General features: G+C 44.4%; 42 protein-coding genes, 2 tRNA genes and 1 pseudogene. 42 read left to right on the forward strand and 3 right to left on the reverse strand.

Features of this window, described 5'->3' with window-relative positions; all coding sequences use genetic code 11:
• Nucleotides 1-92, forward strand: a pseudogene (locus HF569_RS09680) (IS5-like element ISLpl3 family transposase); the annotation flags it as partial.
• On the opposite strand, the gene HF569_RS09685 reads toward HF569_RS09680, so the two are convergent.
• The 3 genes from HF569_RS09685 to HF569_RS09695 all read right to left on the reverse strand — a co-directional run bounded on the left by HF569_RS09685 (nucleotide 85) and on the right by HF569_RS09695 (nucleotide 1,507).
• The gene (locus tag HF569_RS09685) at nucleotides 85-603 is read right to left on the reverse strand and encodes a hypothetical protein (RefSeq protein ID WP_168902273.1); all 519 of its coding nucleotides are present in this window, start codon (nucleotides 601-603) and stop codon (nucleotides 85-87) included. The pseudogene HF569_RS09680 and the gene HF569_RS09685 overlap by 8 nt on opposite strands.
• Before the next feature lie 95 nt (nucleotides 604-698).
• Nucleotides 699-1,112: an ImmA/IrrE family metallo-endopeptidase gene (locus HF569_RS09690; protein WP_168902274.1), complete on the reverse strand. Its 414-nt coding sequence runs from the start codon at nucleotides 1,110-1,112 to the stop codon at nucleotides 699-701.
• Between the two features lie 11 nt (nucleotides 1,113-1,123).
• Nucleotides 1,124-1,507 (reverse strand): helix-turn-helix domain-containing protein, encoded by a 384-nt coding sequence (locus tag HF569_RS09695; RefSeq protein ID WP_168902275.1) that lies wholly within the window; start codon nucleotides 1,505-1,507, stop codon nucleotides 1,124-1,126.
• Between the two features lie 153 nt (nucleotides 1,508-1,660).
• On the opposite strand from HF569_RS09695, the gene HF569_RS09700 reads away from it, so the two are divergent.
• From HF569_RS09700 to HF569_RS09900, 41 genes are all read left to right on the forward strand, one after another.
• The gene (locus HF569_RS09700) at nucleotides 1,661-1,885 is read left to right on the forward strand and encodes a helix-turn-helix domain-containing protein (protein WP_168902276.1); all 225 of its coding nucleotides are present in this window, start codon (nucleotides 1,661-1,663) and stop codon (nucleotides 1,883-1,885) included.
• 21 nt (nucleotides 1,886-1,906) lie between these two features.
• Complete coding sequence (locus HF569_RS09705; RefSeq protein WP_168902277.1) at nucleotides 1,907-2,071, forward strand: hypothetical protein; 165 nt, start codon at nucleotides 1,907-1,909, stop codon at nucleotides 2,069-2,071.
• A gap of 60 nt (nucleotides 2,072-2,131) precedes the next feature.
• On the forward strand, nucleotides 2,132-2,641 hold the full coding sequence (locus HF569_RS09710) for a helix-turn-helix domain-containing protein (protein ID WP_168902278.1): 510 nt from the start codon (nucleotides 2,132-2,134) through the stop codon (nucleotides 2,639-2,641).
• Between the two features lie 4 nt (nucleotides 2,642-2,645).
• Nucleotides 2,646-2,921, forward strand: coding sequence for a hypothetical protein (locus HF569_RS09715; protein ID WP_168902279.1), 276 nt, complete (start codon nucleotides 2,646-2,648; stop codon nucleotides 2,919-2,921).
• Between the two features lie 273 nt (nucleotides 2,922-3,194).
• A complete protein-coding gene (locus HF569_RS09720; RefSeq protein ID WP_168902280.1) occupies nucleotides 3,195-3,488 on the forward strand; it encodes a hypothetical protein in 294 nt (97 codons plus the stop codon).
• Nucleotides 3,479-3,694, forward strand: a complete 216-nt coding sequence (locus tag HF569_RS09725; RefSeq protein WP_021742295.1) for a hypothetical protein — start codon at nucleotides 3,479-3,481, stop codon at nucleotides 3,692-3,694. The genes HF569_RS09720 and HF569_RS09725 overlap by 10 nt, the downstream gene beginning before the upstream one ends.
• On the forward strand, nucleotides 3,695-4,564 hold the full coding sequence (locus HF569_RS09730) for a recombinase RecT (protein WP_021742294.1): 870 nt from the start codon (nucleotides 3,695-3,697) through the stop codon (nucleotides 4,562-4,564). It begins immediately after the preceding gene.
• Entirely contained in the window at nucleotides 4,488-5,402 is a 915-nt protein-coding gene (locus HF569_RS09735; protein WP_168902281.1) for a PD-(D/E)XK nuclease-like domain-containing protein, read from the forward strand. Before HF569_RS09730 ends, HF569_RS09735 begins: the two co-directional genes overlap by 77 nt.
• Nucleotides 5,403-5,413: 11 nt before the next feature.
• Nucleotides 5,414-6,325: a DnaD domain protein gene (locus tag HF569_RS09740; protein ID WP_168902282.1), complete on the forward strand. Its 912-nt coding sequence runs from the start codon at nucleotides 5,414-5,416 to the stop codon at nucleotides 6,323-6,325.
• On the forward strand, nucleotides 6,322-7,032 hold the full coding sequence (locus HF569_RS09745; protein ID WP_168902283.1) for an antA/AntB antirepressor family protein: 711 nt from the start codon (nucleotides 6,322-6,324) through the stop codon (nucleotides 7,030-7,032). The genes HF569_RS09740 and HF569_RS09745 overlap by 4 nt, the downstream gene beginning before the upstream one ends.
• A complete protein-coding gene (locus HF569_RS09750; protein ID WP_168902284.1) occupies nucleotides 7,025-7,444 on the forward strand; it encodes a RusA family crossover junction endodeoxyribonuclease in 420 nt (139 codons plus the stop codon). Before HF569_RS09745 ends, HF569_RS09750 begins: the two co-directional genes overlap by 8 nt.
• Nucleotides 7,432-7,695, forward strand: coding sequence for a hypothetical protein (locus HF569_RS09755; RefSeq protein WP_168902285.1), 264 nt, complete (start codon nucleotides 7,432-7,434; stop codon nucleotides 7,693-7,695). The genes HF569_RS09750 and HF569_RS09755 overlap by 13 nt, the downstream gene beginning before the upstream one ends.
• 169 nt (nucleotides 7,696-7,864) lie before the next feature.
• Complete coding sequence (locus HF569_RS09760) at nucleotides 7,865-8,002, forward strand: hypothetical protein (protein WP_168902286.1); 138 nt, start codon at nucleotides 7,865-7,867, stop codon at nucleotides 8,000-8,002.
• Nucleotides 7,962-8,435, forward strand: a complete 474-nt coding sequence (locus tag HF569_RS09765) for a hypothetical protein (protein WP_168902287.1) — start codon at nucleotides 7,962-7,964, stop codon at nucleotides 8,433-8,435. Before HF569_RS09760 ends, HF569_RS09765 begins: the two co-directional genes overlap by 41 nt.
• Nucleotides 8,432-8,698, forward strand: a complete 267-nt coding sequence (locus HF569_RS09770; RefSeq protein WP_168902288.1) for a hypothetical protein — start codon at nucleotides 8,432-8,434, stop codon at nucleotides 8,696-8,698. The genes HF569_RS09765 and HF569_RS09770 overlap by 4 nt, the downstream gene beginning before the upstream one ends.
• Nucleotides 8,699-8,776: 78 nt before the next feature.
• Nucleotides 8,777-9,271: a hypothetical protein gene (locus HF569_RS09775; RefSeq protein ID WP_168902289.1), complete on the forward strand. Its 495-nt coding sequence runs from the start codon at nucleotides 8,777-8,779 to the stop codon at nucleotides 9,269-9,271.
• Nucleotides 9,268-9,441 carry a hypothetical protein gene (locus tag HF569_RS09780; RefSeq protein ID WP_168902290.1) on the forward strand — a complete coding sequence of 58 codons (174 nt, stop codon included), beginning with the start codon at nucleotides 9,268-9,270 and terminating at the stop codon, nucleotides 9,439-9,441. Before HF569_RS09775 ends, HF569_RS09780 begins: the two co-directional genes overlap by 4 nt.
• A gap of 12 nt (nucleotides 9,442-9,453) precedes the next feature.
• Nucleotides 9,454-9,708: a DUF3850 domain-containing protein gene (locus HF569_RS09785; protein ID WP_168902291.1), complete on the forward strand. Its 255-nt coding sequence runs from the start codon at nucleotides 9,454-9,456 to the stop codon at nucleotides 9,706-9,708.
• 50 nt (nucleotides 9,709-9,758) lie between these two features.
• Nucleotides 9,759-9,950 carry a hypothetical protein gene (locus HF569_RS09790; protein ID WP_128491767.1) on the forward strand — a complete coding sequence of 64 codons (192 nt, stop codon included), beginning with the start codon at nucleotides 9,759-9,761 and terminating at the stop codon, nucleotides 9,948-9,950.
• Between the two features lie 101 nt (nucleotides 9,951-10,051).
• Nucleotides 10,052-10,519 carry an ArpU family phage packaging/lysis transcriptional regulator gene (locus HF569_RS09795; RefSeq protein ID WP_097545830.1) on the forward strand — a complete coding sequence of 156 codons (468 nt, stop codon included), beginning with the start codon at nucleotides 10,052-10,054 and terminating at the stop codon, nucleotides 10,517-10,519.
• 81 nt (nucleotides 10,520-10,600) lie between these two features.
• A tRNA-Leu gene (locus tag HF569_RS09800) sits at nucleotides 10,601-10,666 on the forward strand.
• A 103-nt stretch (nucleotides 10,667-10,769) separates the two neighbouring features.
• Nucleotides 10,770-10,843: transfer RNA gene (locus HF569_RS09805), tRNA-Ile, on the forward strand.
• A gap of 598 nt (nucleotides 10,844-11,441) precedes the next feature.
• Entirely contained in the window at nucleotides 11,442-11,672 is a 231-nt protein-coding gene (locus HF569_RS09810; RefSeq protein WP_168902292.1) for a hypothetical protein, read from the forward strand.
• Nucleotides 11,673-11,684: 12 nt separating this feature from the next.
• Nucleotides 11,685-11,996, forward strand: coding sequence for a hypothetical protein (locus HF569_RS09815; RefSeq protein WP_021742271.1), 312 nt, complete (start codon nucleotides 11,685-11,687; stop codon nucleotides 11,994-11,996).
• 28 nt (nucleotides 11,997-12,024) lie between these two features.
• Nucleotides 12,025-12,270, forward strand: coding sequence for a hypothetical protein (locus HF569_RS09820; RefSeq protein WP_084994691.1), 246 nt, complete (start codon nucleotides 12,025-12,027; stop codon nucleotides 12,268-12,270).
• 11 nt (nucleotides 12,271-12,281) lie between these two features.
• Nucleotides 12,282-12,863, forward strand: coding sequence for a DUF2829 domain-containing protein (locus HF569_RS09825; protein ID WP_168902293.1), 582 nt, complete (start codon nucleotides 12,282-12,284; stop codon nucleotides 12,861-12,863).
• Between the two features lie 84 nt (nucleotides 12,864-12,947).
• Entirely contained in the window at nucleotides 12,948-13,778 is an 831-nt protein-coding gene (locus HF569_RS09830; protein ID WP_168902294.1) for a phage terminase small subunit-related protein, read from the forward strand.
• On the forward strand, nucleotides 13,775-15,283 hold the full coding sequence (terL, locus tag HF569_RS09835) for a phage terminase large subunit (RefSeq protein ID WP_168902295.1): 1,509 nt from the start codon (nucleotides 13,775-13,777) through the stop codon (nucleotides 15,281-15,283). Before HF569_RS09830 ends, terL begins: the two co-directional genes overlap by 4 nt.
• Nucleotides 15,284-15,300: 17 nt before the next feature.
• Nucleotides 15,301-16,932, forward strand: coding sequence for a phage portal protein (locus HF569_RS09840; RefSeq protein WP_168902296.1), 1,632 nt, complete (start codon nucleotides 15,301-15,303; stop codon nucleotides 16,930-16,932).
• The gene (locus HF569_RS09845; RefSeq protein ID WP_168902297.1) at nucleotides 16,932-17,861 is read left to right on the forward strand and encodes a hypothetical protein; all 930 of its coding nucleotides are present in this window, start codon (nucleotides 16,932-16,934) and stop codon (nucleotides 17,859-17,861) included. The genes HF569_RS09840 and HF569_RS09845 overlap by 1 nt, the downstream gene beginning before the upstream one ends.
• Nucleotides 17,862-17,873: 12 nt before the next feature.
• Nucleotides 17,874-18,383 (forward strand): hypothetical protein, encoded by a 510-nt coding sequence (locus HF569_RS09850; protein ID WP_168902298.1) that lies wholly within the window; start codon nucleotides 17,874-17,876, stop codon nucleotides 18,381-18,383.
• Nucleotides 18,384-18,394: 11 nt separating this feature from the next.
• Nucleotides 18,395-18,775 (forward strand): hypothetical protein, encoded by a 381-nt coding sequence (locus HF569_RS09855; RefSeq protein ID WP_168902299.1) that lies wholly within the window; start codon nucleotides 18,395-18,397, stop codon nucleotides 18,773-18,775.
• Between the two features lie 12 nt (nucleotides 18,776-18,787).
• Nucleotides 18,788-19,945 (forward strand): major capsid protein, encoded by a 1,158-nt coding sequence (locus tag HF569_RS09860; RefSeq protein ID WP_156646374.1) that lies wholly within the window; start codon nucleotides 18,788-18,790, stop codon nucleotides 19,943-19,945.
• A gap of 81 nt (nucleotides 19,946-20,026) precedes the next feature.
• Complete coding sequence (locus HF569_RS09865; RefSeq protein WP_156646372.1) at nucleotides 20,027-20,530, forward strand: fibronectin type III domain-containing protein; 504 nt, start codon at nucleotides 20,027-20,029, stop codon at nucleotides 20,528-20,530.
• 15 nt (nucleotides 20,531-20,545) lie between these two features.
• Nucleotides 20,546-20,725, forward strand: a complete 180-nt coding sequence (locus HF569_RS09870) for a LysM peptidoglycan-binding domain-containing protein (RefSeq protein ID WP_084994666.1) — start codon at nucleotides 20,546-20,548, stop codon at nucleotides 20,723-20,725.
• Between the two features lie 11 nt (nucleotides 20,726-20,736).
• Entirely contained in the window at nucleotides 20,737-21,075 is a 339-nt protein-coding gene (locus HF569_RS09875) for a hypothetical protein (RefSeq protein WP_156646370.1), read from the forward strand.
• A gap of 125 nt (nucleotides 21,076-21,200) precedes the next feature.
• Entirely contained in the window at nucleotides 21,201-21,686 is a 486-nt protein-coding gene (locus HF569_RS09880; RefSeq protein WP_139588298.1) for a hypothetical protein, read from the forward strand.
• Complete coding sequence (locus HF569_RS09885; RefSeq protein ID WP_156646368.1) at nucleotides 21,679-22,068, forward strand: hypothetical protein; 390 nt, start codon at nucleotides 21,679-21,681, stop codon at nucleotides 22,066-22,068. Before HF569_RS09880 ends, HF569_RS09885 begins: the two co-directional genes overlap by 8 nt.
• Nucleotides 22,055-22,543, forward strand: a complete 489-nt coding sequence (locus HF569_RS09890; protein WP_156646366.1) for a phage neck terminator protein — start codon at nucleotides 22,055-22,057, stop codon at nucleotides 22,541-22,543. The genes HF569_RS09885 and HF569_RS09890 overlap by 14 nt, the downstream gene beginning before the upstream one ends.
• Complete coding sequence (locus tag HF569_RS09895; protein WP_168902300.1) at nucleotides 22,527-23,672, forward strand: DUF3383 family protein; 1,146 nt, start codon at nucleotides 22,527-22,529, stop codon at nucleotides 23,670-23,672. The genes HF569_RS09890 and HF569_RS09895 overlap by 17 nt, the downstream gene beginning before the upstream one ends.
• Nucleotides 23,673-23,687: 15 nt before the next feature.
• A complete protein-coding gene (locus HF569_RS09900; RefSeq protein WP_024855652.1) occupies nucleotides 23,688-24,101 on the forward strand; it encodes a hypothetical protein in 414 nt (137 codons plus the stop codon).
• Nucleotides 24,102-24,133 lie beyond the last annotated feature (32 nt).

Raw genomic sequence — 24,133 nt, forward strand, 5'->3', positions numbered from 1 at the left:
ACTTTCGTAGGATTGCAACGCGTTATGATAAGCTCGCTCATGTTTATCTGGCTACGGTTTACATTGCCTCAATTTGCATCTTACTTAAGTAGTTTTCAGACGGACCCTAGTTGACGAATTTTCTTTTGATTTTTTCACTGATTCATCAAGTGAAGCAGATACAGAACTATCAATGCTTGCGGATATTGAAGATGATTTGGAGTCACTGTCAGTGTCAGCAGTTTTAGAGCTAGGGGTGTTATGTGTCGTAAGGTAGCTCATAACCTTCAACTGGTGTTTATTACTTTTTATCCCGTCTTTTTTGGCATATACGACATATCTTCCCGGAACAAGTGCATCTTCATAGAAAGTGCCATCGCTGCCAGCTTTGATCTTCTCAACATCATTATGCTTGTTTTCTGGAACAAAAATGACACTGGCTCCTTTTACAGTCTTACCCTCAGCGTGGTTTATATCATAAATTTTATTTTTTTTGAGCCGCAAACTAACGCTTGTGGCCTTTTTATTGCCCGTCGCGTTATTGCCATTTTTAGTAGAGCTTTGACACCCAGACAGTAAAATTGATCCTATCATAAGGGGTCCAATTATTTTAAGTATCTTCATACTTTCCTCCCAAGGAATATATATAGCCTTTAACGTCATCAGTTTTGGACGCATTATATTTTTTCCAGATTTGTAAGTATATCAGGCAGGATTACCTAATCAAAATCGTAGGGTAGGCCATATTGACGTGCTAAGTCTTTGTACGAAGACGGCATTCGGTCGTTATCTTCAATAAACAGTAAACCCATCAGAGCAACCGAAAATTCGTCTGCCTCAGTTTCAAGCTGACCGTGTGCGCGGGTACTACTAGTGTAGTAACCTACTAGACCTTCTTGTAGAATGGTGTGGCCTAGTTCGTGACCCATAACAAAATATTGGTCTGGCGTATGCCTAATTGCCTCATCGAGCATGATAATAGGTTGTCCATCATCATAAATCGTTTTTCCTAATGGCAAACGATCAAAATAGCACCATTCTACCTGAATATTAAGTTTTTCAGCAATAGTGAAAGGGTTGGCGGTGTGATACCGATTCGTCACTGTTTTAACAACGTTACTAATCTTTTCCAAACAATCAGCCCCTAGTCGTGTTTGTGGCGCTTCCAGAATATTGCCGTCATAGCCACACGCACTTGTTCTTTTTGTTCTTCCGTCAGGTCTTCACCACCATAAGTCATAGACCCTTCATTATCATTGAGAAACTTTTCTAAATCATTTGTATCTTTTTTGTTAGCCCAAGAAGGTGTGCTATTTTTTCCAAGAAGATAATCAGTCGTCACATTGTATAAAGAAGCAATTTGCTTTAGCATGTTCGAGTCTGGTTCATTAGTTCCATATTCGTAGTTTGCATAGCGCTGCATACTACTTAAGCCGAGTCGACGGGCAACCTCAGTTTTTGACCAATTTCTGCTCTCACGGAGATCAATTAAACGTCTTGTAAAGTCGTTTTGTTTCTTTTCTGGCATAATTTCAACCTCCTGTTAAATGTATTGTATAACAGTTAAACAAATAATTTATATTTTTAAACGAAAAATTTAAAAAAAGAGTTGACTTAAACATAAAATTTAACTATACTAAATTCATAAGTTAAATGATTCATTTAGAAAGAAGGCGAAAAAATGTTCGTTAAAGCCAATGCACTTGATCTACTTAAACGACGTAGAAAAATGCTAGGACTATCTGGAGCTGAAGTTTCACGCAGAATGGGACTGAAAACAACACAGCATTATTGGAATATTGAAAATGGAAAGAATCGGCTAACTTTAGAATATGCATTTCTTGCTGCTGAAGCATTAGATGTTAAAATTGAATTTTTTTGCGATAAAGTTAAAGAGAATGTTTAATTTTACTGAGGAGGTGTCAAAATGACGCGTCAGGAAAAGATCAACTTCGTTGCAGCAAGTAGTAATCACACCACGGAAATCATTACTGCGATGGTTGAAGCAAATGGCGAGGGCTATCTTGATCGTTTGTACATGATCGAGTGTGCCAAGGCGAACGACCAGTCATTTGAACTCCAGTATCAATAATAGCTGTGAGTTTAGGAAAAGTGATTGAAGTCAATTTCCAATCTCGGTAGGAGGAAGAAGATGCAAAGCAAATTTTCGGAACAACTAACGCTTGCCCTAGATGGGATTCAGGGTTCGCTAACACACAAGCAAGTAGCTGGTAAGGTTCATGTGTCTGTCGGTCAGCTAAGTCGTTTGAAGAACGGCACTCGTAACACGGACAAGCCAACGCGAATATCATTGGCGGATGCACTACAAAGCATTTGGCTTAATTTTTCTGGGGCACGGGAGGATTACCATATTCCGTCTTTTATGAAAAATAAGACTAAACATGACGATGTAATGGCGGCCCTGTTTCAGCAGCGAAAAGAAGAGAATGAGCGGCGAAAGTTGGAAGATGCATTCGATGAGGCCATCGGTACTAAGCCGGAGCTTCGCTCACCGCAGCAGCAACAACTAATCCGAGATTACTTCAAAGAATATGTTGAAGAAATTGGGGCTGAGAACACGGACATTGTGATGAAGGCCCAATATGCTGGGGTTCAACTGCAAAGCTATTTTGATAGATATAACAATCAATATGGAGGGTGAGGCTATGTCTGAGTTTGATCCACAAGCAGTTGCGGAAAAGGTCATTGAGAGTCGTGTTGACGATCTTCTTAACGAAGACCAACAATTTCAAATTTCCGTTAACATTAAGCAACTTGCCACGATGACAGGTTCCTCAGTATCAACGCTTGAGACAACATTTGTCCCACTGTCATATGTGAAGGAACTACAACGCAAGGTTGGTGAAAAAGGTGGAAAACGAGTTTGGATTTATCCGCAAATTCGTGATGCTTGGCTTCGGTACCTTGATGAAAGAGGGTAATTAGAATGGACTTGTTTTATTACTATGTTGGCGAATGTGTGTCATGGTTCGGATTGATTTCTGGGGCAATGTTTCTAGGATTCAAGCTTTCTGAGAGCGTCCACGACATGGGCGGTTGGAAAGCATGGGCAATGGATTTCTTCGGATTGGAGGACAAAAAATGACATTTTGGCATAAAAAAAGAGCTCTGAGTGGCAGCTCAGAACTCAAAACAAGATTGCTCTTGTTAAACATCTATGAAACTAATTCTACTCCACGAGGGCGGTGGTTGCAATGGCGATGAGCGTGCCAGATCATGCAACATTCGATTTTGTTCGATACATGAATCGGCTGGAATCACAGCCTGAAACGGAATTCGTGGTCAAAGATACCAATGGCAACCCCATGATTTCTGGTGAAACTTATTGGGAAGCAGAAGGTCGATATGTGCCAACCGATGAAGACTCGATGCACGACTTTTTAGATGCTGAGGGTGAGGATTACGGAACCCAGATTGATTGGGACTATGACCATTTGGCAACCATCTTGGAATATTTTAAAAGTGCGGAGGTGATCTCATGGACGTAGTCAAGGTACACACAAGCAGCCGTTTCCAACCTAAGGCAGTGATTGCTACTAATTTAGCTGAACTAGATGACATTAAATCTGATCTGTTCAAGGAAGTTCAACTGTTGGCCGAGAATGATCGACTTAGCAATGATGAGATTGATCGGCTATACAGCATCAGCGACGAGCTTGTTGCCTGGTCACCCAATTTGGAGGAGGAAAAGTAAATGGCTAATTCATTATCACGGGTTCCAGTTAAGACTTTAGTTAAGCAAGATAAAATTCAACAAATGTTTGAGGGCGCTCTGCACGAAAAGGCTACTCAATTTGCAACTTCATTGGTCAGCGTAGTCAATGAGAACCGTAAACTGTCTCAGGTTGATTCGATGTCAGTCATTAATTCGGCAATGGTTGCTGCTAGTTTAGACCTACCAATTAATCAGAATCTGGGCTACATGTGGTTAGTGCCTTACAAGAATGTGGCTACACCACAAATTGGGTATAAGGGTTACATCCAATTAGCCATGCGAACCGGTCAGTATAAGTCGCTTAACGCCATTGTGGTCTACGACGGCGAACTTAATGGCTGGAACGCATTGACTGAGGAGGTCGACTATAATCCGACCGGAAAGAAGTCAGACACAGTCATCGGATATATCGGGTACTTTAAGCTGCTGAACGGCTTCGAGAAAACTGTTTATTGGACGCGAGACCAGATTGATCAGCACCGTCAACGGTTCTCTAAGATGTCCGGCGGTAAGAATCCTTCTGGCGTATGGGAATCGGACTTTGACGCAATGGCTCTTAAGACAGTCCTGAGGAATTTATTGAGTAAGTGGGGACCAATGTCCACGGAAATGTCCGAAGCGCTGACTCAGGACGAAAAGAAGCAAGACAGCAAGGTGCCAGTCGACATTGATGCCGAAGAGGGCACTGATACCACCGCAGCCCTGCTTAACGACTTTAACAAGGCCGAGGGGGCCAAGACGGTAAATGCCGATGAAAAGGACGGTGACACGGATGACGACAGCAACAGCGACTCAGAGCCAACTGGTGAAGAGCCTGACCACTCCGCCCAGACTTCGATTAACGTCTAAAAATTACTACAGCCGGGTTACGGATCAAGTCTACATGTCAGCAACTTGGTTCAAGAAGTTTGAAGAGTGCGAAGCATCGGCTTTGTACGAGCTTAGTGAACCGCCAGAAGAACTGCGGCCGGCAAATGCTCCCAAGACCGAGGGCGTTACTCCAGCGATGCTAGTGGGAAATCATATTCACTCTTACTTTGAATCAGGCAAGTCACACCAAGAGTTTGTGGAAGAACATACGCCGGTACGTGGAGACTCGAAAGACGAGCCGACTATCTACACCCAGAAGGGAAAACTGCTCAGCAAGTATAGCTATGTGGACTTGATGGTCAAACGTATGGAACGATCCGACCTCTTCAATTACTTCTACAACGCGCCTGAGTGTCAAAAAGAAGCAATCATCTCTGGACAGTTATTCGGAGTTAACTGGAAAGGAAAAATTGATTCTCTCAATGTTGAAAAAGGCTACTTCTGTGATCTTAAGACAACTGCTGAAATTGATCGTGATTTTTATAATCCTGCTATTCGTGACCGTGAATTGTGGTTCGATCACTGGAATTACGGCTTACAAATGGCCGCCTACAAGAAGCTGCTACAGGACCAATATCACAAGCCGTTTCACGTCTTCATCTTCGCAGTTGATAAGAAGACCCCGGAGCCAGCCATTGAATCCTTTGAGGTCGATTATGGACGCATTGAGAAGGGGCTTAAAGAGATTGAAGAATATCAGCCACTCCTAATGGATGTGATTGCCGGTAAGACAAAACCGATCCGTTGTGGTAAGTGCAACTATTGCCGTGCGACATACCAACCGACCGGATTCAAGTCATTAGATATTGAAATTTAGGAGGTGAAGACTTGGATTACTTCAAACAACGACGAGCGTACCGTAATTTTAAGATGTATGAAGCGAGCGTCTCTAATGGGCAAAACAATCTGTATCGCGAGTTATTAGACTACGCGAACGATGAAGGCAAATTGGATGTTCAGTTTCGCATGAAAAATTCGGCACTGCTTAGTCTAACAGGATTATCCGAGCCCGGCCTCGATAAGGCAAGAAATTCACTGGTACAACTTGGACTGATCAAGTACATCAAAGGTAAGAAAAACGTCAAGCCGCCTGAGTATCGGGTGGTCAAACTTTACGGTAGGCCAACTGGTTACACAACCAGTAACCCAACTACAAATGAAAAAAGTAGGTCAACTGGTTTAGATGAAGTAGGCCAACCAGTTGGGCAAGGTGGAGGTCAACCGGTAGGACATAAAGAACTTACTGGTACTGACCTTGACTTGACTGGTACTGACCATGATGAAGATGACGCGGGTGTCACCCGAGGGGATGTTATCGACAAATGGACCAGTCTCTGGGGGTTCCCTAACGCTATCGCCACCCCTGAGATTAATGAATGGCTTGATGCCTTGCCTGCCGATGTGGTGGACTTCGCAATCACCATCGCCGGTGAGCACCAGGTCAAGGCCACTGGATCACTCAAGTACATGCGGGCAGTGATTGAAGGGTGGCAGAAACGGGGTATCTCCACACTTGATCAGGCTAAGAAGGCAGCGAAGGAACACGACCAACGCATGAAAGGTGAACGTGGTGGGTCTAAGCCTTCCAGGGCTAAAGAAACTTTGCCAGACTGGGCACAATCGGGGGCCACTCCAACGGCTACTCGAACTGAGATAACGCCTGAACAACAGGAAAAAATTAACGCGCGAATTGCGCGACTACAGAAGAATGGAAAAACAGAACGGGAGGCTACATCATGAAAAATTTACAAGAATTAATTATGGGCAATGATAGCGATAGCGTTGCAGTTGACGCTCGAGGATTGCATGACTTTTTGGAGGTTGGAAAAGACTTCTCAACTTGGTTTAAAGACATGACTGATTACGGTTTTGTCGAAGGTAAGGACTTTTCCCCACTTTCGGGGAAAAGCCGCGGTGGTCGGCCTCGCATTGAATATGCAATGGCTTTAGACATGGCGAAAGAAGTGTCAATGATTCAGAGAACATCCAAGGGCAAGCAAGCCCGCGAGTACTTTATCTCGATGGAGAAGCGAGCCCAGCAAGCCGAACTGGTCATGACGCCGGAACAGAAAATTGACTTGTTGATTGAGACTGGGAGCCGCGCCAATCATCGGCTAGACCACGTTGAGGAACGCATGGACGACTTCGAGGAGAACCGCCGACTAGAGACTGGTGACTATACGACAGTTAGCCGTGGCGTATCTAGGGCAGTCAATTTCTACGTTCGTGACCGTCATCTGCAGTTGACCAAGGAGCAACGGTCGGCGCTGTATAAAGATATCAATGGCGGACTAAATCAAGTTTGTGGCGTCCGTGCACGAATCCAGATTAAGGCCAAGGACTTCGACAAAGCTATGAAGTACATCGATGACTGGCATCCAAGCACTGCTACTAAAATGCTGATTCAGCAGACAGAATTACCATTGGCAGGTGTCGCCGGTGATTGAGTTAGTTGTATATGGCGAGCCAGTTCCAGCAGCGCGGCCACGTTTTAATCGTAGCGGACATGCGTATGATCCATTAAAAAGTCGGACGTATAAGCAGTATGTGTCATTAGAAGCTAGTAAACAGTATCACGGTGATCTAATTGGCCGGAAGCCACTAGTGGTCCGTATAGCAATCTATCGACCAATACAAACCAGCGTTAGCCAAATCGAACATGCTAGAAGGGCACAAGGACTTCACCGACCAATAGTTAAGCCTGACACGTCCAATTACGTCAAACTCATTGAAGACGCGCTCACAGGCGTTATCTGGGAGGATGACAACTGTATTGTTGATCTATCGGCTAGTAAGTATTATTCAGACGATCCAAGAATTGAAGTGACAATCACGGAGGCAAAAAAATGGCTAGATTAGTTACGGGTGCCGGTCGTCAATCTGACCGTGATTATACCCAACGCAAGAAACACCACTCCCGTAAGCAAAATAAACAGCTTACACGACGGGCCAAAAAGCACGCACGAGCCAGCTACGACCAGCGAACGTGGTCCAACATGTCATACAGTGCTAAAGACTTACGAGAGCGAAATAACGAGACCGGACGCAGGGTTAAATGGACACCCCAAGGCTTGGTTGTGCTAGAAGAACAACAGTCAGAAAAGTCGTGATTATATTCATGTTATTAAGACTATCAAACGACCATGGTTGTGTAGAGTGTCGGCTAGGATATGCTCGGAAGCATTACTTGGGTTACATATCAACATGGAAAATTGAGGGCGCATTACAGCAGCAGAAAAAGCCAGTCATCAACGGCTGGCGAGTGGAGGTAATCAAGTAATGGCAAAACAACGAAAACATTCTAAGCGTCGAGCCATGAAGCAAAAGAAGCGCCGCATGGCGCAACACGCACGGGAAAATCAGGGAGGCAAAACGAATGACCTGCCGACTACTCAGGCTCAAACGCGAGGGATTTAATAAAAGCCTCACGGCGGGTGAGGTACTTAGCTTTGAGGGCAAGGACTATGTGGTGATTCTAGTCGGCAAACTGACGCTGTACGCTCACCGTGCTTTGCCGATGCTGGTGGCCACGGCCGTCTGTCAGGAAGTTGGCTCGGATAACCCGCAACTGGGATTTGAGCCAGACAACCCTAATCGTGTTCGCTGGAAGACATCGGCCCCTGTTACGAAGAAGATCCCAACTATGCACATCGGTCAGCTGATAGGGCTCGATAACGGCATAGTTGGACGGATCACGGCTATCGATGCCGTATACTACGAATTTATCACGACAGTAGTCGAGTACGAATCAAAGTTCGTCGAAGAGTGGCTGCCTGAGCGGATTACTAAGGCTGTCAGGGCCAACCGGCGAAGCAAATTCACAGTAACTCAAGGAGGGACACGGGAATGATTAAACGTGGATCACTAGTAATTCGTCACAAGCCGGCATGGGATAGTGAGGAGCCCAAGAAGTATAAGAGCGGCGTGATCATGAAGGATGATGCAGGGAACCCGATTATGGAGACAGTCCACCACCGAGCCGAAAAACAACTTGGCAAGTGCTTTTCTGTGATGCGTTTGCCAGGGCGGGAACCCGAAGCACTCTTTCTGCAAGCCAAGACGCAGAAGCCGGGGTCGATGCTCAGAGTGCCACTCAGCGAGTTGGAGGAGTGACGATGATTAGACGACCAGATTGGTACGAGAAAGCCGTTATAGAGCTACAGGAACGGCACGATAAAACGGAGGTGCAGTATGAGAACTAAAGAATTTAAAAATCAGATTAAGTCAATGAAAATGGTGATTTATAAGAACACCTACGATAGCCAAGATTTTTATGATGTCCAGCGTGATGGGTACACGGTAGCATGTGTAAGCGTATCCTCTATGGGCAATTTGCGTTTATGGCCAAGATTTTTCCGTTTGAATATTTCTGTGCAGCGTGAGCTTATGGATCATTTGTTGGGCTATGCCGCAACACCGGTAAGTATTCGCAAAGATCAATATTGGAACGTTATTATTGCCCAAAGTAGTGATGACGGCACATTAACAGCATATGGACATAAAGGTAGTAAATTCTTCGTGGAAACGGGATGTGACTGGCGAAGTCTTGTGAACTCCAAATTTTCATTCACTGATTCGCAAATACGCGATCTAACGCATTGGCTTCGGTTATGTGCCGATGGTGGCGACCGTCTTGCCAGAATAGTGGAGTTGGGTAAGGTACTGGCCCCAGAAGTGGAAAAATGAGAAATGAATCAAAAATTAAGATTGATGTTTGGTCAAGCCCTAAGCTTGCTGGCGTGGAATGGCGCGATACCATCGAGTTACCCGTCAATGCGTCCCAGACCGAAATTGAAGAAGCTGCTAAAGAGGTAGCTTTTGAGCATTTCGAATGGGGATACGATATCGTCAAATAAGGATGTGATTTTATGGCTAAAGTTCAAGAATTGAAAATTGCCCCAGAATTCATGGAAGCACAGCTTAGTGGACTAAAGAATTTCGAAATCCGGAAGAACGATCGTAACTTTGAAGTTAACGATATGCTGTGGCTTCGAGAGTGGTCTAATGGCGAGTATACAGGAAGAAGCGCATCGGTCTCAGTTACTTTCATTACTGATTATAAGCAGATGCCAGGGTATGTTGTACTGTCTACACGGCCGGTTCAACTTGATACTAAAAAATAGTTGGATAGCCAATTTATTAGTTAAAATTATTATTTTATGTAGGAGGACGTATGGAGGTTACGGTAACGCGAGTTAAGAAGTACAACGCGACTTGGAATAACGTTGTCACGGTTGATGGTGTACCAGTAGCCATTGCTAAATCAGCACATCGAGCAGGTCAAATAGCGGCATATATTCAAGGCATGCCTGCTGATATCAACGATCTATGGTTACAACGCGAGCTTCGCAAGCTGATCCATTAATTTATACAGCAAAAAAGGGCCGCCCGGCAGCAGCCCTCACCCAAATTATGCTTACTCAATGGTCAACACATTAATTATACCATTGATAGGGGCTGAAAGGGTTGGCTGAATTAGATTTTGACAATATGAACATGGGAAGTCTCTTCCCAGAGGTAGATGTTGGAGCAACTTTGCAAAACGTGACACACTTTTTATCTGTAGTATTGCCTAAGATGGTTCGTATCAGTGGACAATCAATGAGTGATTTAAAATCACCTAGCTATGATGGAATGCCAAAATCTCAGCCATCAGGTAATGCGACAGATTCAAGAATTGTGCGGCGGTTATATGCCGAAGAAGTCGTTAAACGGACAATCCAAGCAATTAAACACTGTGATAAAGATTGCCAGAATATCCTAGATGAACTATATCTACAAGAACTATCAGATACCATGTGCTTTATGGACTTAGGATTTTCTGAGTCCAGCTATTTCCACGTTTGGAAGCCAAAAGCACTATTACAGTTTGCCGATTGCTACATGCTGGATGATCTCCATATTTTTAAAAAAAGCAGTTTTGATGCAGTTTGAGTGCAGTTTTTGTGCAGTCGGACTGCAGGCACTAGCCATATTTAAGGGTTATTCTAGTATCATCGAAAGAATTAAGAAAAACACGCATAGCTCAATGGCAGAGCAGACAGTAATTGTCTGACGCGGGTTCGAATCCCGCTGCGTGCATTGGCGAGCAATACAGATGGGAGGCGACTCCCCTTCATTTAAGCGCATGTTCAACTCGCCAAACTCCTTCATAAAATTGACCGGCCTACATAACCGGTCTTTTGGACCTTTAACTCAGTTGGTTAGAGTAGACGGCTCATAACCGTTCGGTCGTAGGTTCGAATCCTACAAGGTCCATTGGACGCAAATAACCAAAAAAGGAGATGGACTCTCCCGTTCATCCAAGGCTATAGCGTCCATCACGTGATTGTAACTGGCGTTGGCCTGCCAGAAGAGGGCGGTTTGAATCCCGTGTGTGGTTCGATTCCACACCAATCACATTGACCCTAAACAAATCTTGCTTAACATTGGGTCAAAAATCTAATTGAAAAGAGGTGAAGACTCCTCTCGGTTGAGAAGTCTCGCCTGCATCGGTTAGGTGATTTCGTAGAGACTCAGTTTGGACGACTGGGTCTTTTTTGTTACATAAATTTGGTGGTTAGACTTATGTCTATCCGTTTTGGAGGGATGCCCGATGTGGCGACGAAGTGTTAAAGATTTGATAGTGGGACTTGCGGCGCTTGCTGTGGGTATTCTGATAGGGTGGTTGGGCTGCCTATGGTAAAACACAAACAAACACCCATGTACTGGCAAGACGGCTCATATGCGTCTAAAACGGGCCATAAAATTGAACGCGATTTAGACCCATGGGTCAGAGAGCAGTATGCAAAGCATCACTCACAAAAGAGTGGTGCTTTTTCTGTAGGCGAACTCACAAAAGTAAAGGATGAGAGCAATGAGCATCACGGTTAAACTTAATCCAGAAAACGCAGCTCAATTTTCATGGGCTTATTCGTATAACCAAGAAATAGAATATGAAGGCTCTCACTGTTACGTCACAGGAATGGAAAGGAATGTCCATGGTGATTTTTATGCCCAACTAAGTCCGACGCCAACAAATGAACTGACCGAAAAACAACGGAAAAATTTGTTTGCTGAAAAGTTTATCCGGGACATGTTTGTATAACAAGGAGGAATTATGAAAAATAAAAAAGTAGATGCAACTGGATGCCTAGTGTCGATCATGACGATTGGCTTAGCGATTGTTTCAATTCTTGTTAGTGGATTATATTTGATGCTGGCTTGGAGTTGGGTAATTGTGCCAATTTTCAAGCTACCTGTGATGAACTATTGGGGTGCTACAGGAATTTCGATCATGTGGACAGCTTTGTTCCAGAAGAATTCCAGCATCGGTGCTGATTCGTTTGATACCTTAAAGCATGGAATCATAGCAATCATAGTTGATTCAGTGTTTATGGTTATTCTTTGGTTGATTAGTTTAGCAATTTAGTAGACTTCTTATAAAAGGGTGAATACGAATGAAATTAAGTAAATTAGCTGAGGTAGCCGCTAAATTCAACGGCCACATTGTACATGATAAGAAGAAAAAGACGATCGTTGTTACAGATCAACGTGGCGTGATGCATGCCCAAATCAAAGATGACTATAAGGGCGTTTATTTGATTCAAGCGTGGGCTGATTCACCATTTCCAACTGAATTAGCAATTGCGGTTGCGGAGTTTGCGGGATCACACCCGCTATTTCGCATGGATATGAATGTTTAAGGAGTGATGAAATGGATTTTGGAGAAGCATTAAAAGCAATGAAGTGTGGGAAACGAGTGCGACGCTCGGGTTGGAACGGCAAAGGTATTTTTATCAGTATTATTTTTGGTGAGGCCTATGAGGATGCAAGTCGCAATAAATATATGACTCATGATTATATTTGTATTGATACCACCGGGTTAAAGACTGACAACGAATACTCACCTAAAGACCGTGTTCCGTGGGTAGCCAGTCAAACAGACATGTTGGCTGATGATTGGAAAATAGTTGAAACTCAAGCAGAGCAAACAAAGCGAGTGATTAAGCGAATGCGTGATAGTTCAAGAAAGGCTCAAAAAAAGCTTATTACAAATTCAACGATCAACGTAAAAATTAATATTGATGACGACAGTTTGAAAACAGCCGTTAAAAAAATCGATGAGCATTTATCTATGAGTTATCGACCGGTTTCAACAGTGTATCTCAAACTTGACGATGCCGAACACGTTCGAGGAATGGCAATCCCATTTAAAACCAGTTATCCCGATCAAATTAAGGAAGTTCAAGATGTATTGCAGCAAAACATCGATGGCGGATTGATTAGCATTAATTAACTCGCGACAGTTAAAGTGAAATAATTTAATGCTTTTTCTGAAACAACTCAACACAAATCTAATGGTCGGAGGTGGTGAACTTGATTGGCACGAGCACGGAATCCTAAAAGAGATAAAGCAAAGAAAATGTGGCTTGATTCCGATGGTAAACGGCATTTGAAGGATATTGCCGAAGAGCTAGGAGTATCACCAAGCCAAATTCGTAAATGGAAATCGCTAGATAAGTGGTCCGATGAGCTCAAAGGTAACGTTACCAATGATGACGATGCTGAAAAGGAGCGTTACCATTCGGCACGCTACAATCAGAATGCGGCAGGCAATAGTGGCGGAGCACCACCGGGAAACCAGAATGCTGTTGGAAACTTAGGTGGCGCCCCCAGGGGCAACCACAATGCCTTAGTGACCGGTGAGTACGAGACAATCGACTTTGACACAATGTCGGAAAAAGAACGCGCACTTTTCGAAGGCGTGACGGATGATCCTTTGCTGACAATAAACACTCAAATACGGACGTTGAAAATTCGTCAGCACCGAATCATGGAGCGAATAAAGATTCGTCAAGAAATGGATGATTCTGATGCTATGGAGCGCTCCGTTGATGTGTTTTTCCTTGGCGCAAAAGCCATTCCTGAAAAGGGAAAAGTCACACAGCCCAGAAAGATTGATGACTTAGATCGTCTGGATTCGGCACTTAATGCGGTCAATGCTGCACTCATGCGGGCAGTCAAGCAAAAGCAGCAGATCATTAGTTCTCTCAGTGATGAGCGTCGTAGCTTGCTGAATGTTCAGCTTGAATTGGCTAAAAACGAATTACTGAATGTGAAGGAAAAGACTGGTGAACTTAACTTGCGTAAGCAAATGGGCCAATTATCAGTTGAGGAGTTGAGAGCTATGCGAAAGGGGAGTGAAGCATGATTATTTCCGATTTATCGGCCGAGCAACGAGAGTATTTGGCCGAAGAGGCGGAGTTCGAACTATCTCGCCGTAGTTATGAGGAGTACTTCATGATGACTCAAAATTGGGGTCGAGATGAGGGTGATGCAAAGCGTACGGTCATGTACCCTTACACAAAAATGATTTGTAACGCACTGCAGCCTATTCTTGATGGCGAGCGGCGCTTTTTAATAGTTGAAATGCCGCCACAGCATGGTAAATCGACTACTATCACTGAAACTTTTCCATCAGCTTTTTTAATGAAGAACCCAGATAAAGAAGTCATGGTTACCAGCTATGCTGATGACCTAGCACAACGTTTTGGTACTCGAAACTTAGAGAAGTTCGACCAATTTGCTGGTCGTATGTATGGATTAAAAGTATCTGACCGCAAACACACTGCTAATGAATGGCAGATTGCTGGGCACCGTGGTGCTATGCACAGTACGACCATTCTCGGAGCGGCTACTGGTAAGCATGCCGATTTATTAATCGTTGATGATCCACTTAAGGATATGCAGCAAGCTAATAGTCCTACTATACGTAAGAAAATCCTTGAGGAGTGGCAAGGTAGTCTTAACTCTCGTTTGTCCGCCGATGCCTCAATTATTGTCATTATGACGCGTTGGCATGTCAGTGACTTGGCCGGTTACTTATTGGCCGAACAGGCTTTGCCTTGGCAAGAATTGCGGTTACCACTTGTTGCTGAGGAGCATGATCCACTCGGTCGTTCAGTTGGAGAAACATTAGCCCCTGGAAAACCTCTATTCAAAGATAAAAAGTGGGCTGAGGAAAAGCGTGTAGTATCTGGTAGCAAAGTTTGGGCTGCGTTGTATCAACAGAGACCGGTTATTGAAGGCGGGAACATTTTCAAGAGCGACCAAGTTCATTATTACTTACCGAACACCGCGACTGCGACCAAGTTGGGGCTGGACCATGACACTTCAGTGGCAATTCTTCCTGCGCTTGACCGCGTTTGGTCCAGCTGGGACCTTACCTTCACGGATAAGGACAGTTCAGACTTTGTGGCCGGGCAGACGTGGGGTAAGCAAGGGAGTAACTTCTACTTGCTTGACCGTGTGCACGACCGTATGAGCTTTCCAGAGCAGATTCGGGCAATTCAGGCTATGGCCCAACGGCACCCCGATGCAAGTGCGGTGTACGTCGAAGACAAGGCAAACGGTTCGGCTGTTATCACTCAGATTCGAAACTATATCTCAGGTGTGCTACCCGTTGTTCCGAAGGGTGACAAGACGGAACGGGCTAGTGTAGTGGTTCCATTCTTTGAAGCAGGGAACATCTACTTGCCACACCCACGTTGGCAACCATGGGTACGAGAAATGCTGGATGAATGGACTGGATTTCCAAACATGGAGCATGACGATGAAGTTGACAGCATGACTCAGGCACTTAGCCAAAACATGGCTTCAAAGATGCCAGAAGCATCAGTATATGAGCACAGTCTCTATGGAGGTGTGTTGCATTAGGAAAAGAGGTGAGTTAATTGGCGATTGGAATTGATCACTATCATATTCGACAGAACGCATTGAATCGTTTTATTAGTGGTTATGGCGATTGGAATGAAGACCATTCACAGTTTCTTAGCAAAGATATTTACGTTGATGAGAATGACGTATTACGCTGTTCTCCGGACTTTGATATCTCTAGAAATTTCGGCCAGATATACACGTTGTTGAATAATTATGATAACTTACGCGACATTTATCATGAAAAGATGCGTTACTACAAAGGCGATCATGGTAATATTCGAACTCGTACTTACAATGACCCGACGGGAGCTAATGCGAACGATGATCGGAATCGTGTTGTAGTCAATATGCCTAAGAACTTAGTCAATACTTTTACCGGTTACACTAATGGGATTGCCCCAAAAATAACCTATTCAGATAATCCATCAGCTGATGGCGAACCTGATGCTGGTTCGAAGGCTGTTAACGATGATTTGGCAGTGTTGTTTAGCCGTAGCCGTTTTAATGACGTGATGTTTGAGTGGTCAAAGCAAGCTTCTATTCACGGGCGAAGCTATTGCTTGGCTTATCTCAATAGCCGAGGACAGCTAAAGCTAACGTTTAAGAGCCCTGAGAATGCTTTTGTAGTGTACAGCAACAGTAATGACAGTGATCCAGTATTTGCTGTTGACTTTAATCGCGTGCAGGGCGCTTATTATGGCACGGTTCACACGACTGATTTTGACTATCAATTTAACAACGGTGACGTAAAAAAAGCACAGTCATCCGTTGGCTTTGAGAACAGTGTAATAGGACACCAAGGGCGGGTTTCTAACCCGTTTAAAATGATTCCACTGATTGAAATGGCACAGAACGACGAGCGAGAGGGTGTATTTGATGATGTGATCAGCTTAATTGACTCAATGGACAACACCATGTCAGCGAAGATTGATGACGTTGATTACTTCCGGGCAGCCATTCTTTATATCGCGGGAGTAGCGGAGCTCACACCAGAGCAAAAAGAAACTATTCGAAAGTGGCATATCTTCCAAATCCCAGATACTGTCATGATGAATGAAAACGCAACACAAAAGTTCGATGTGCATTACCTAGATAAGCCAGATGGCGATAACGTGCAGGAAAATGCCATTAAACACTTAACCCATCAAGTCTATGACACGGCCCAAGTTACTAACATGAATGACCCTGATTTTGCTAACTCAACCGCTAGTGGTGTGTCCCTTGATAAAAAGATGCAGCCTATGCAGATGATGGCCGCCATCAAATTTAGAAAAATGGAAGCAGCGGTTCAGGATCTACTGTTCTTGATTTACGCATACAACAATGGTGAGGCACGTTCTTATGACAAGGCGGATGAAATGGTTCGTGATACTACCATTCAGTTCACGCCAAACGTTCCTCACGATACACTTCAAGAATCGCAGATTGTGAAGAACTTGAACGGCATTGTTTCGCTGGACCAGTTACTTAGCTATCTGTCTAGCGTCAAGAGTATTCCTGATGAAATGGCACGGATTAAAAAGCAACAAGCCGCTAATCAAACCAAATTTGCGAACGCACCATCAGGTGACGGCCCAGTTGGGCCAGAGAATGAAAGTGATCCGCAAGGTGATGATGATTCCGAAGATGAAGGTGATGATAGCTAATGACATTGACGGGATTACAACTCATCAAACGGCGCGAACAGCAAATTAAATCCAATGACCATAGTGATGATATCTATATTGACGCGTTGCTTACCGGAGCTAAAGGTAAGATTGCAGAGACACTGAAATATTTTCGCGATCACTATGCGGTTGATGGTGTGTTGTCAGTATCTGAAATGCGCTCAAACGTCAATAACGATGATTACGAACTGTGGCAGGACTTTATCCAGCAGTATGGGCCACGGCTGATGAAAGATGAGGCTGCTAGTTACCGCTTGAAGAGTGCCAAGCAGCAAGCGGGAATTGACCGTGAACATCTGCTTGATTCAATGGTAGCTATATCAATCGCCTATGCCGCTTTAGGCGTCAACGACTACAATGACCAGACACTAATGAATGAAGCCACCCAATCCATGCGATTTCAAAACAGCTTCATGAGAACACGTGGAGATGCGCCACAAGATACTAGTGAATTAGTTGAGACTGGTGCAATCAAACTGATTAATGCAACTACCCAGGGACTTTCGATGGAAGACCGCGTGTGGTTGCGCACCGATGCCCTGCGTGACCAAGTAACGGCAACGTTTGACCGAGCATTCCAAGTGGGACTTGATGATGCTTATTATCAAGGCCATTTGTTTAAAGAAGACAGTAATAGTAGCAACTCAGCGTCTAAGCATTTCAAGTCAGCCAAGGGTTATCTAGCCAACTCACTTCTCCGGGATAAGAAAGCGGGAATGGCTGCCCTTGCTGGTGCAATTGTTGCCGAAAAAAACAGTTTAAATGTTGGCTATTGGTACAACGTAGAAGATGGCCGTGTTTGTGAGCAATGTATTCAACTGACCAATGCGAGTCCATACTCTTCGAACGATATACCTGATGCTCCCCACAACGGTTGTCGCTGCTTTATTGTTTATTACAAAATTTAGGAGGAATTTATTATGGCAAATGAACCAGGGCCACAAGACCCAGCTCCACGAAATGTAAGTGCTGAACAGTTTAGTGCACTTGAAAGTAAAGTTGACAAATTTACCGGATTACTTGAAAAGTTTGTCAATTCTCAGCCCGCCACGCCGCCAACACCAGAGCCTAAGCGAGACCCAGAACCGCCAACTCCCGAAGAACCAAAGGAGCTAGGCGGTTTTAATTTGGAACAAATTCAGGCGATGGCTGCGGAGAGCAAAGCCCGCACTGAACAAGATCGCCAAACAGCTCTCGCTACCGCTGCTAAAGAAAATGGCATCGAATTAGACGATAGTCTTTCGGCGATGATCTTGAATTCTAGTAAAACGACGGATGATATTGCTGCCAATATTAAGTCTCTTGCTGGACTGAAAACGTCAACGCCACCTAATACTGACCCGGGCTTTAGTCCGGACGGTGATCATACCGCTCAAGGTGTATTCGGGGATGCGTTAGCTGCCAGTTTCGGCAAGACCACTAAAGAATAGGAGGATTCAAAATGGCATTTATTAAGACACGAGTATTTGGAACTGGCCGGGAAATTCTGACCAATTTTAGCCATGCATTGACATTGTCATGCATGGTACAAGACACAAACGCTGTTGCGGACAGTAACGGCGTTAAATTCATTAAGGCTGGTACGCCATTAGGTGCTACCGGTTTTACTGTACGAGGTCGAGAAAAAACGGTTCTGTCCCCAGCAACTGATGCTGCCCAAGCGGTGGGTATTGCTATGCACGATATCAATGTCACCGATGGTGTGGCGCGGGACGCGGTTATTTTCCGCGGGGATGTTGTCTTTTATAACATGGATGCCGATGTTCAAAAGTTATTTACGGCGGATATGGAAAAGGCGTTACCACAAATTACTTTAGTTTAGGAGGCTGAATCAATGACAGCAATGGAAAATATCGCGGAAATTAATACCCCTAAAAATATGGCAGCATGGTATGAGCAAAAGATTTTAACCATGCCTCCTTATATCGGTGAATTATATTTCCCATCAATCAAGGTTCAAACAGATTTACTTTCGTATCTTATGCAAAATCAACGAGCACCAATGCTGACAGCGCAAAGCTCTTATGATTCACGGCCAACACCGATTAATCGTGATAAATTTGAGCAAAAGGTAATGCACACCAAGTTCTTCCGTTCTGCGATGGCAATGAACGAAAAGGATTTGGTCGAGCTTAACCAAGCAATTGTAAACCAAGATGACAGTCTAGTTACGACAGCGATTAAGAAGTTGTTTGATAACAAAGTACAGCCATTGCTTGATATGCGTGCGCGGCGTGAATGGCTCGATATGCAGGCTCTAGTCAATGGTCAAATCTCAATTAATCCTTTGGAACCCACGTTAATTTATGAGAGTGATAGTCGGTTGAACCTTGAAGCCAGCACCGATTGGACAGATACGGAAAATTCTGATCCATTTAAAGATATTACCGATGCGGTTGACACTTTGAAGAAAACCCATGGTATTGTGCCTAATCAGATTTTGATGAACACCGATACGTTACGGCTTTTCCGGCATAACGAGAAGCTAAAAGCAACGCTGTTTGCAAACAATGCCAATACCAAGGACATGTGGTTACAGGAATCTGCCGTGGTTAATGCCATGCTAGATGAGCTTCACATTGTCCCAGTTGTTTATGATCAGGGCTACGAAGATGAAAATGGAACGTTCTATCCTTATGTGCCTGATGGCAAGGTAGTAATCATGAACGCGCCAATCCCACAGTCATTTGCGAAGAACGGCGGTAACACGTCAACCGGCGTTTCAACCGGACAACCGGTAGGCCATATGGCATTTGCCCCAACACCAGAAGAACTGCAAAACCAACTTGGCAACATTCCAAGCAAAGATATCCAGTTCTATGACACAGCGGTCGCTTACCATGAATACTTTGACCAAGGATTATCACAGTTCCAAACGATGATCTCCATGAACTGTTTGCCAACACTTGAAGGTGGTCGGACGATTGTTCGGATGACGACCTCAAAGGCGGCATCCACTGACAGCGGGACCACTGATGGGGCGAGTAAGTAACAGTGCGAGTAAGCCCAAATTAAATGGGATCATTACGACACCAACAACAGCCAAGATTAATCTAAGCTAGGAGGCTTTTTAATGGCAGATACAGCAACATTCGATATCTATGATGATAAGGGTACAAAAGTGGTGGATGGGAAGCCATCGCCTGATGTGATTTCGTCATTGACTAGTAACAGCGTCTTTTCAGGTTATGGGGCAACGTATGCGGGCAAAACCGCAAAGTTAGCGTTACCTGACATTGTGACCACTCCGGGTAAGCCAACTGTTGCGGTTACCGCCGGGGATGGCAAGCTGACTTATACCATCACGCCTGCAACTGGCGATGGAGCAGCAGAACGTTCTTATGTGGTTAGCCATTCTACGGATGGTAAGGCCTTTACTGATGTTGAAACTTCAACGGTGACCGGTGATATTACTGGGTTAATGAATGACACGGCTTATACGGTCAAGGTAACGGCTAAGAATGCTGGTGGTTCTTCCACTGAATCCGATTCGGTCACTGGTACGCCTACGGCGAGTAAACCCAAGCTAGGAAACATTTCAACAACTGCAAATAGCGCCACAATTGAACTAAGCTAAGGAGGGTAATAAGTAATGGATAAGCAAATTGAATATTCAAAACTGGCTCGCTATACCGTGCAAAAAGGTGATAGCGAGTTTTCTGTTGCAGAACATTTTAAGGTGAGCGTCGGGGCATTGCGTCTTGTTAACTCACGGAGTGCTGGTAACTATTTGAAACCGGGTCGAAAGATTTATCTCCCAGTCGAAAAATAAGGAGGCCAACCATGGCTGATGAAGTCGATAGCCATGCAAAACTAGTGAAAACGATCAAATTGCTTGCGGGGGCTGATGCTTCTGGCATTACAGATGAGCAACTAGATGAATTCATTGGTGTTGCACAGGCTTATGTGGGCACATTTAAGCCACCTGAAACGGTGACTGACCAATTAATCGCATTATGGGTTTGCCACCTTCTAGCGGCGAAATTAGCCAATCTAGGGACGGTTAAAATTAATAGTGTGTGGATAGAACGAGAAAGTTCGGCAACAAATGCTTGGTTCGATCAGTTTTGGACGCTAATAAGTGCTTTAGGACTTGGAAAAGCGACGGTGATCGGATTTTGACGAAAGATATAAATAGCATTGATCGGATTCTTGTGGAATATCGAAAGCTGAATCATCTTACTGTGCGTGTTGGGGCGTTGAGAGCCAGTAATGGTCACTCTGAACAGCAAATGGAGATGATAGCCATGGCTAATGAGTTTGGGGTGCCCCACATTACCCCGGTTCATGGTCAATGGCTGACCATTCCAACAAAACTTGCTGGGAGCCAGAGCGCAAGACAAATTAATGGGCTTTTTAAACCACATGGTAAGAATGTACTTGCAAAAGCGAACGGAAATGGTGGTCTTGATGTCTATTTTGTTTTAGTCAAACAGATCACAATTCCTAAACGCCCGTTTCTAACAAGTACCTTTACCAACAAGTTTGAATCTTCTTGGTTTGAATTAGCCGAGGTCAATATTTCAAAAATAGGTGTAGGAGAAATGACGGCTCACGAGTGTATGGCTGATATTGGGCGCCACATGGCACGAGATGTGCAGGCAAGGATTGCGAGCATGCATTCCCCTCACAATGCGCCGGCCACTGTCGCCCGAAAGGGTAAGGACAACCCGTTGATGGATACCGGCGCACTTTATCGGTCAATTAGCTGGACGGAGGATTTATATGACTAATCCACTATTAGCACAAATACCGGCTATCTTCCCACTGATGGCTGAAACATTTGAACTGTTGAGGGTAGGAGAAGCACAGTCTGATGATGCAACCGGGGGCTTTTCTGGGCCTAACGAAGAGACTTCCAAGCTGGAACCAATCGGAACAATTTGTGAACCAATGATTCCCGAATCGAAGGCTCAATCAATGCAGATGGGTGAGGGCGGGAGCTTTACAGATTATGCTTACCAATGGTTTTCAATGACTAAGTACCCCAAAGGTACGTTGGTTCGCTATGATAGCCTGACGCTTGAAGTTGTTGAGATTGAGCCGTACTGGTCACAAGGCGGTTTTGCCATCTACTACATGCAGAATAGAAGTGATACTGATGTACAAAGCTAAGACCTACGATTGGGATAATTTCGCTAAAGGACTGGTGACGGTTCTCCGTGATATCACTGATAACCAAGTTCCAATTTATAGTCGTACCCGGTCTGAGGACCATAAAGGATACCCGTTCATCGTGTATGATCTGCGACCGCACCCCGACATCATCTATTCAGTTGAAAAGACTCATGAAGTCTTTGATCGCATCATTTCAATTGACTGTTGGGCTGAGTCAGACGGTGAAGCTAATGCCATTGCTGACGATCTGCAAACGTTGTTGCAGGACTTCCAATATCGGGAACAGCTTAATTCATACGGAATCACGTTAAATAAGATCGAAGAGAGAGACCATCGCAGTGAGGCGTTGGCCTCTTTTTTACAAGTTTCAAATTATGGGTTCGATATGGTCGTGCAGTTGGTTCGCAACTACACGAGTAAATACCCAAATATCACACAATATGGAGGTTCAAATAATGACACAAACAATTAATGGCCGCGTGATTGAGGTCTCCTCAGTTCATGTGACAACTAGCTATGCGCAAGTTGTCAGCGACATTGGTATGCGCGGCGTTCAAATGGGCGTCGCGGGCGACAAGGAGGGCATTAAGTGCTATCGCAGCCTTGCTGACCTCGAAGATGATTATGACATTGATACACCTGTATGGAATCAAGGCCAAGCGTACTTCGGTGGTGCCTCTGATGGTGCTTTTTTCGTTAGAACTTATGACCCCAACTATACGGCAGCACAAAAGCCCGCTTTAGACGGTGTCACCACAACTGATAACTCAGCAAGCGTAGCTTTATCAGGCACCCCAGCTTCCGAGAGCGGATTTATCCACGCACTCGCCAAGTATTACTATGCGGGAGCTGAGTACCACCTTTTCCCAATCGCTAGCGAAGAAGATAAGGATATGGCACTCACTGTGTCGAACTTTGTCGAAGCACAAGACCGAGGGATTTTACTAATTTCCATGACTACAGAAGCTGGTCGAATGGCAGTTGACAGTGACTTTGATTTTCTCGAACAAATCAAGGCTAACCGAGCAACTAAAATTGTTTCTTTACCAACGAGTGATGATCCAAATAACACCATGGGTGCGGATGCACTGGGCCATTTCGTAGGCGATGCCGTAGGAGCCAATTTCAAATTTACTACCGGTTTATCTGTATCACCTCAAGATCGTTTTGAACTGACAAATGATGATTTAGCAGTTTATGAGAAGCGGAATATTGGAACCTATGCAACTGAAAACGGCAAAAATATGGTCACTAACGGCCGCATGATGTCTGGATTGGCATTATCAACGATGGTGATTAAAGATTCCATCACAAATGACATTATCCAAACAGTTAGCGACTATTTGCAAAAAAATCGGCGCGTTCCATATGCCACTTCCGGCGTCAAGGCCGTTCGTGGGCTACTGATGGGTGTTTTAGGAAGCTATGTGTCATCGGGATTAATTAAGAGCTACACATTGAATGATCCGGACGCTGACAGCATTAGTGAAGAGAAGAAAGCCACTGGCATTCTGGATATCTTCGCATGGAATTGGGAATCTGTTCCAAACATTGATGATGCTGAGTTTGCGCAAACGCTCGTTGTTTATGACGGCCAATAGAAAGGGGATTATGTAATGGCAATTACGGACTATACAGATTATAAGTGGGATGCAGCCTCAACGGTATTAACCGTGGATGGAATTCAACCTACTGCTTATGCTTCTGGCGATATTTTTACGCTTACCTTTACCAATGATTTAGTTACCATCAGTATGGATATTTTTGGGCATGGGATTACAATTATCCATCACGATGGGTCGGCTACGTTCCAGCTTAACCTGACTGCCTTGGATGAAGTTTATCTGACGATTTTGAAAAACTACGATCCAGCGGATACTCATGTTATCGATGTCATGACACCGGTTGAACACGTCCACATTGATTCGGCATATCTGCCTAAGTTGCCACCCGTTGGTGTTGGCAGTGATGCACCATCACGGCAGCTCGAATTTAATACACCAAAAGCAATTGCTGAACCTGCCGCCTAGAGCGGTTTTTGTTTTGCACAAAATTAAATTAG

The sequence above is a fragment of the Levilactobacillus tujiorum genome (genome assembly GCF_012641185.1).
Lineage (GTDB): Bacteria > Bacillota > Bacilli > Lactobacillales > Lactobacillaceae > Levilactobacillus > Levilactobacillus tujiorum.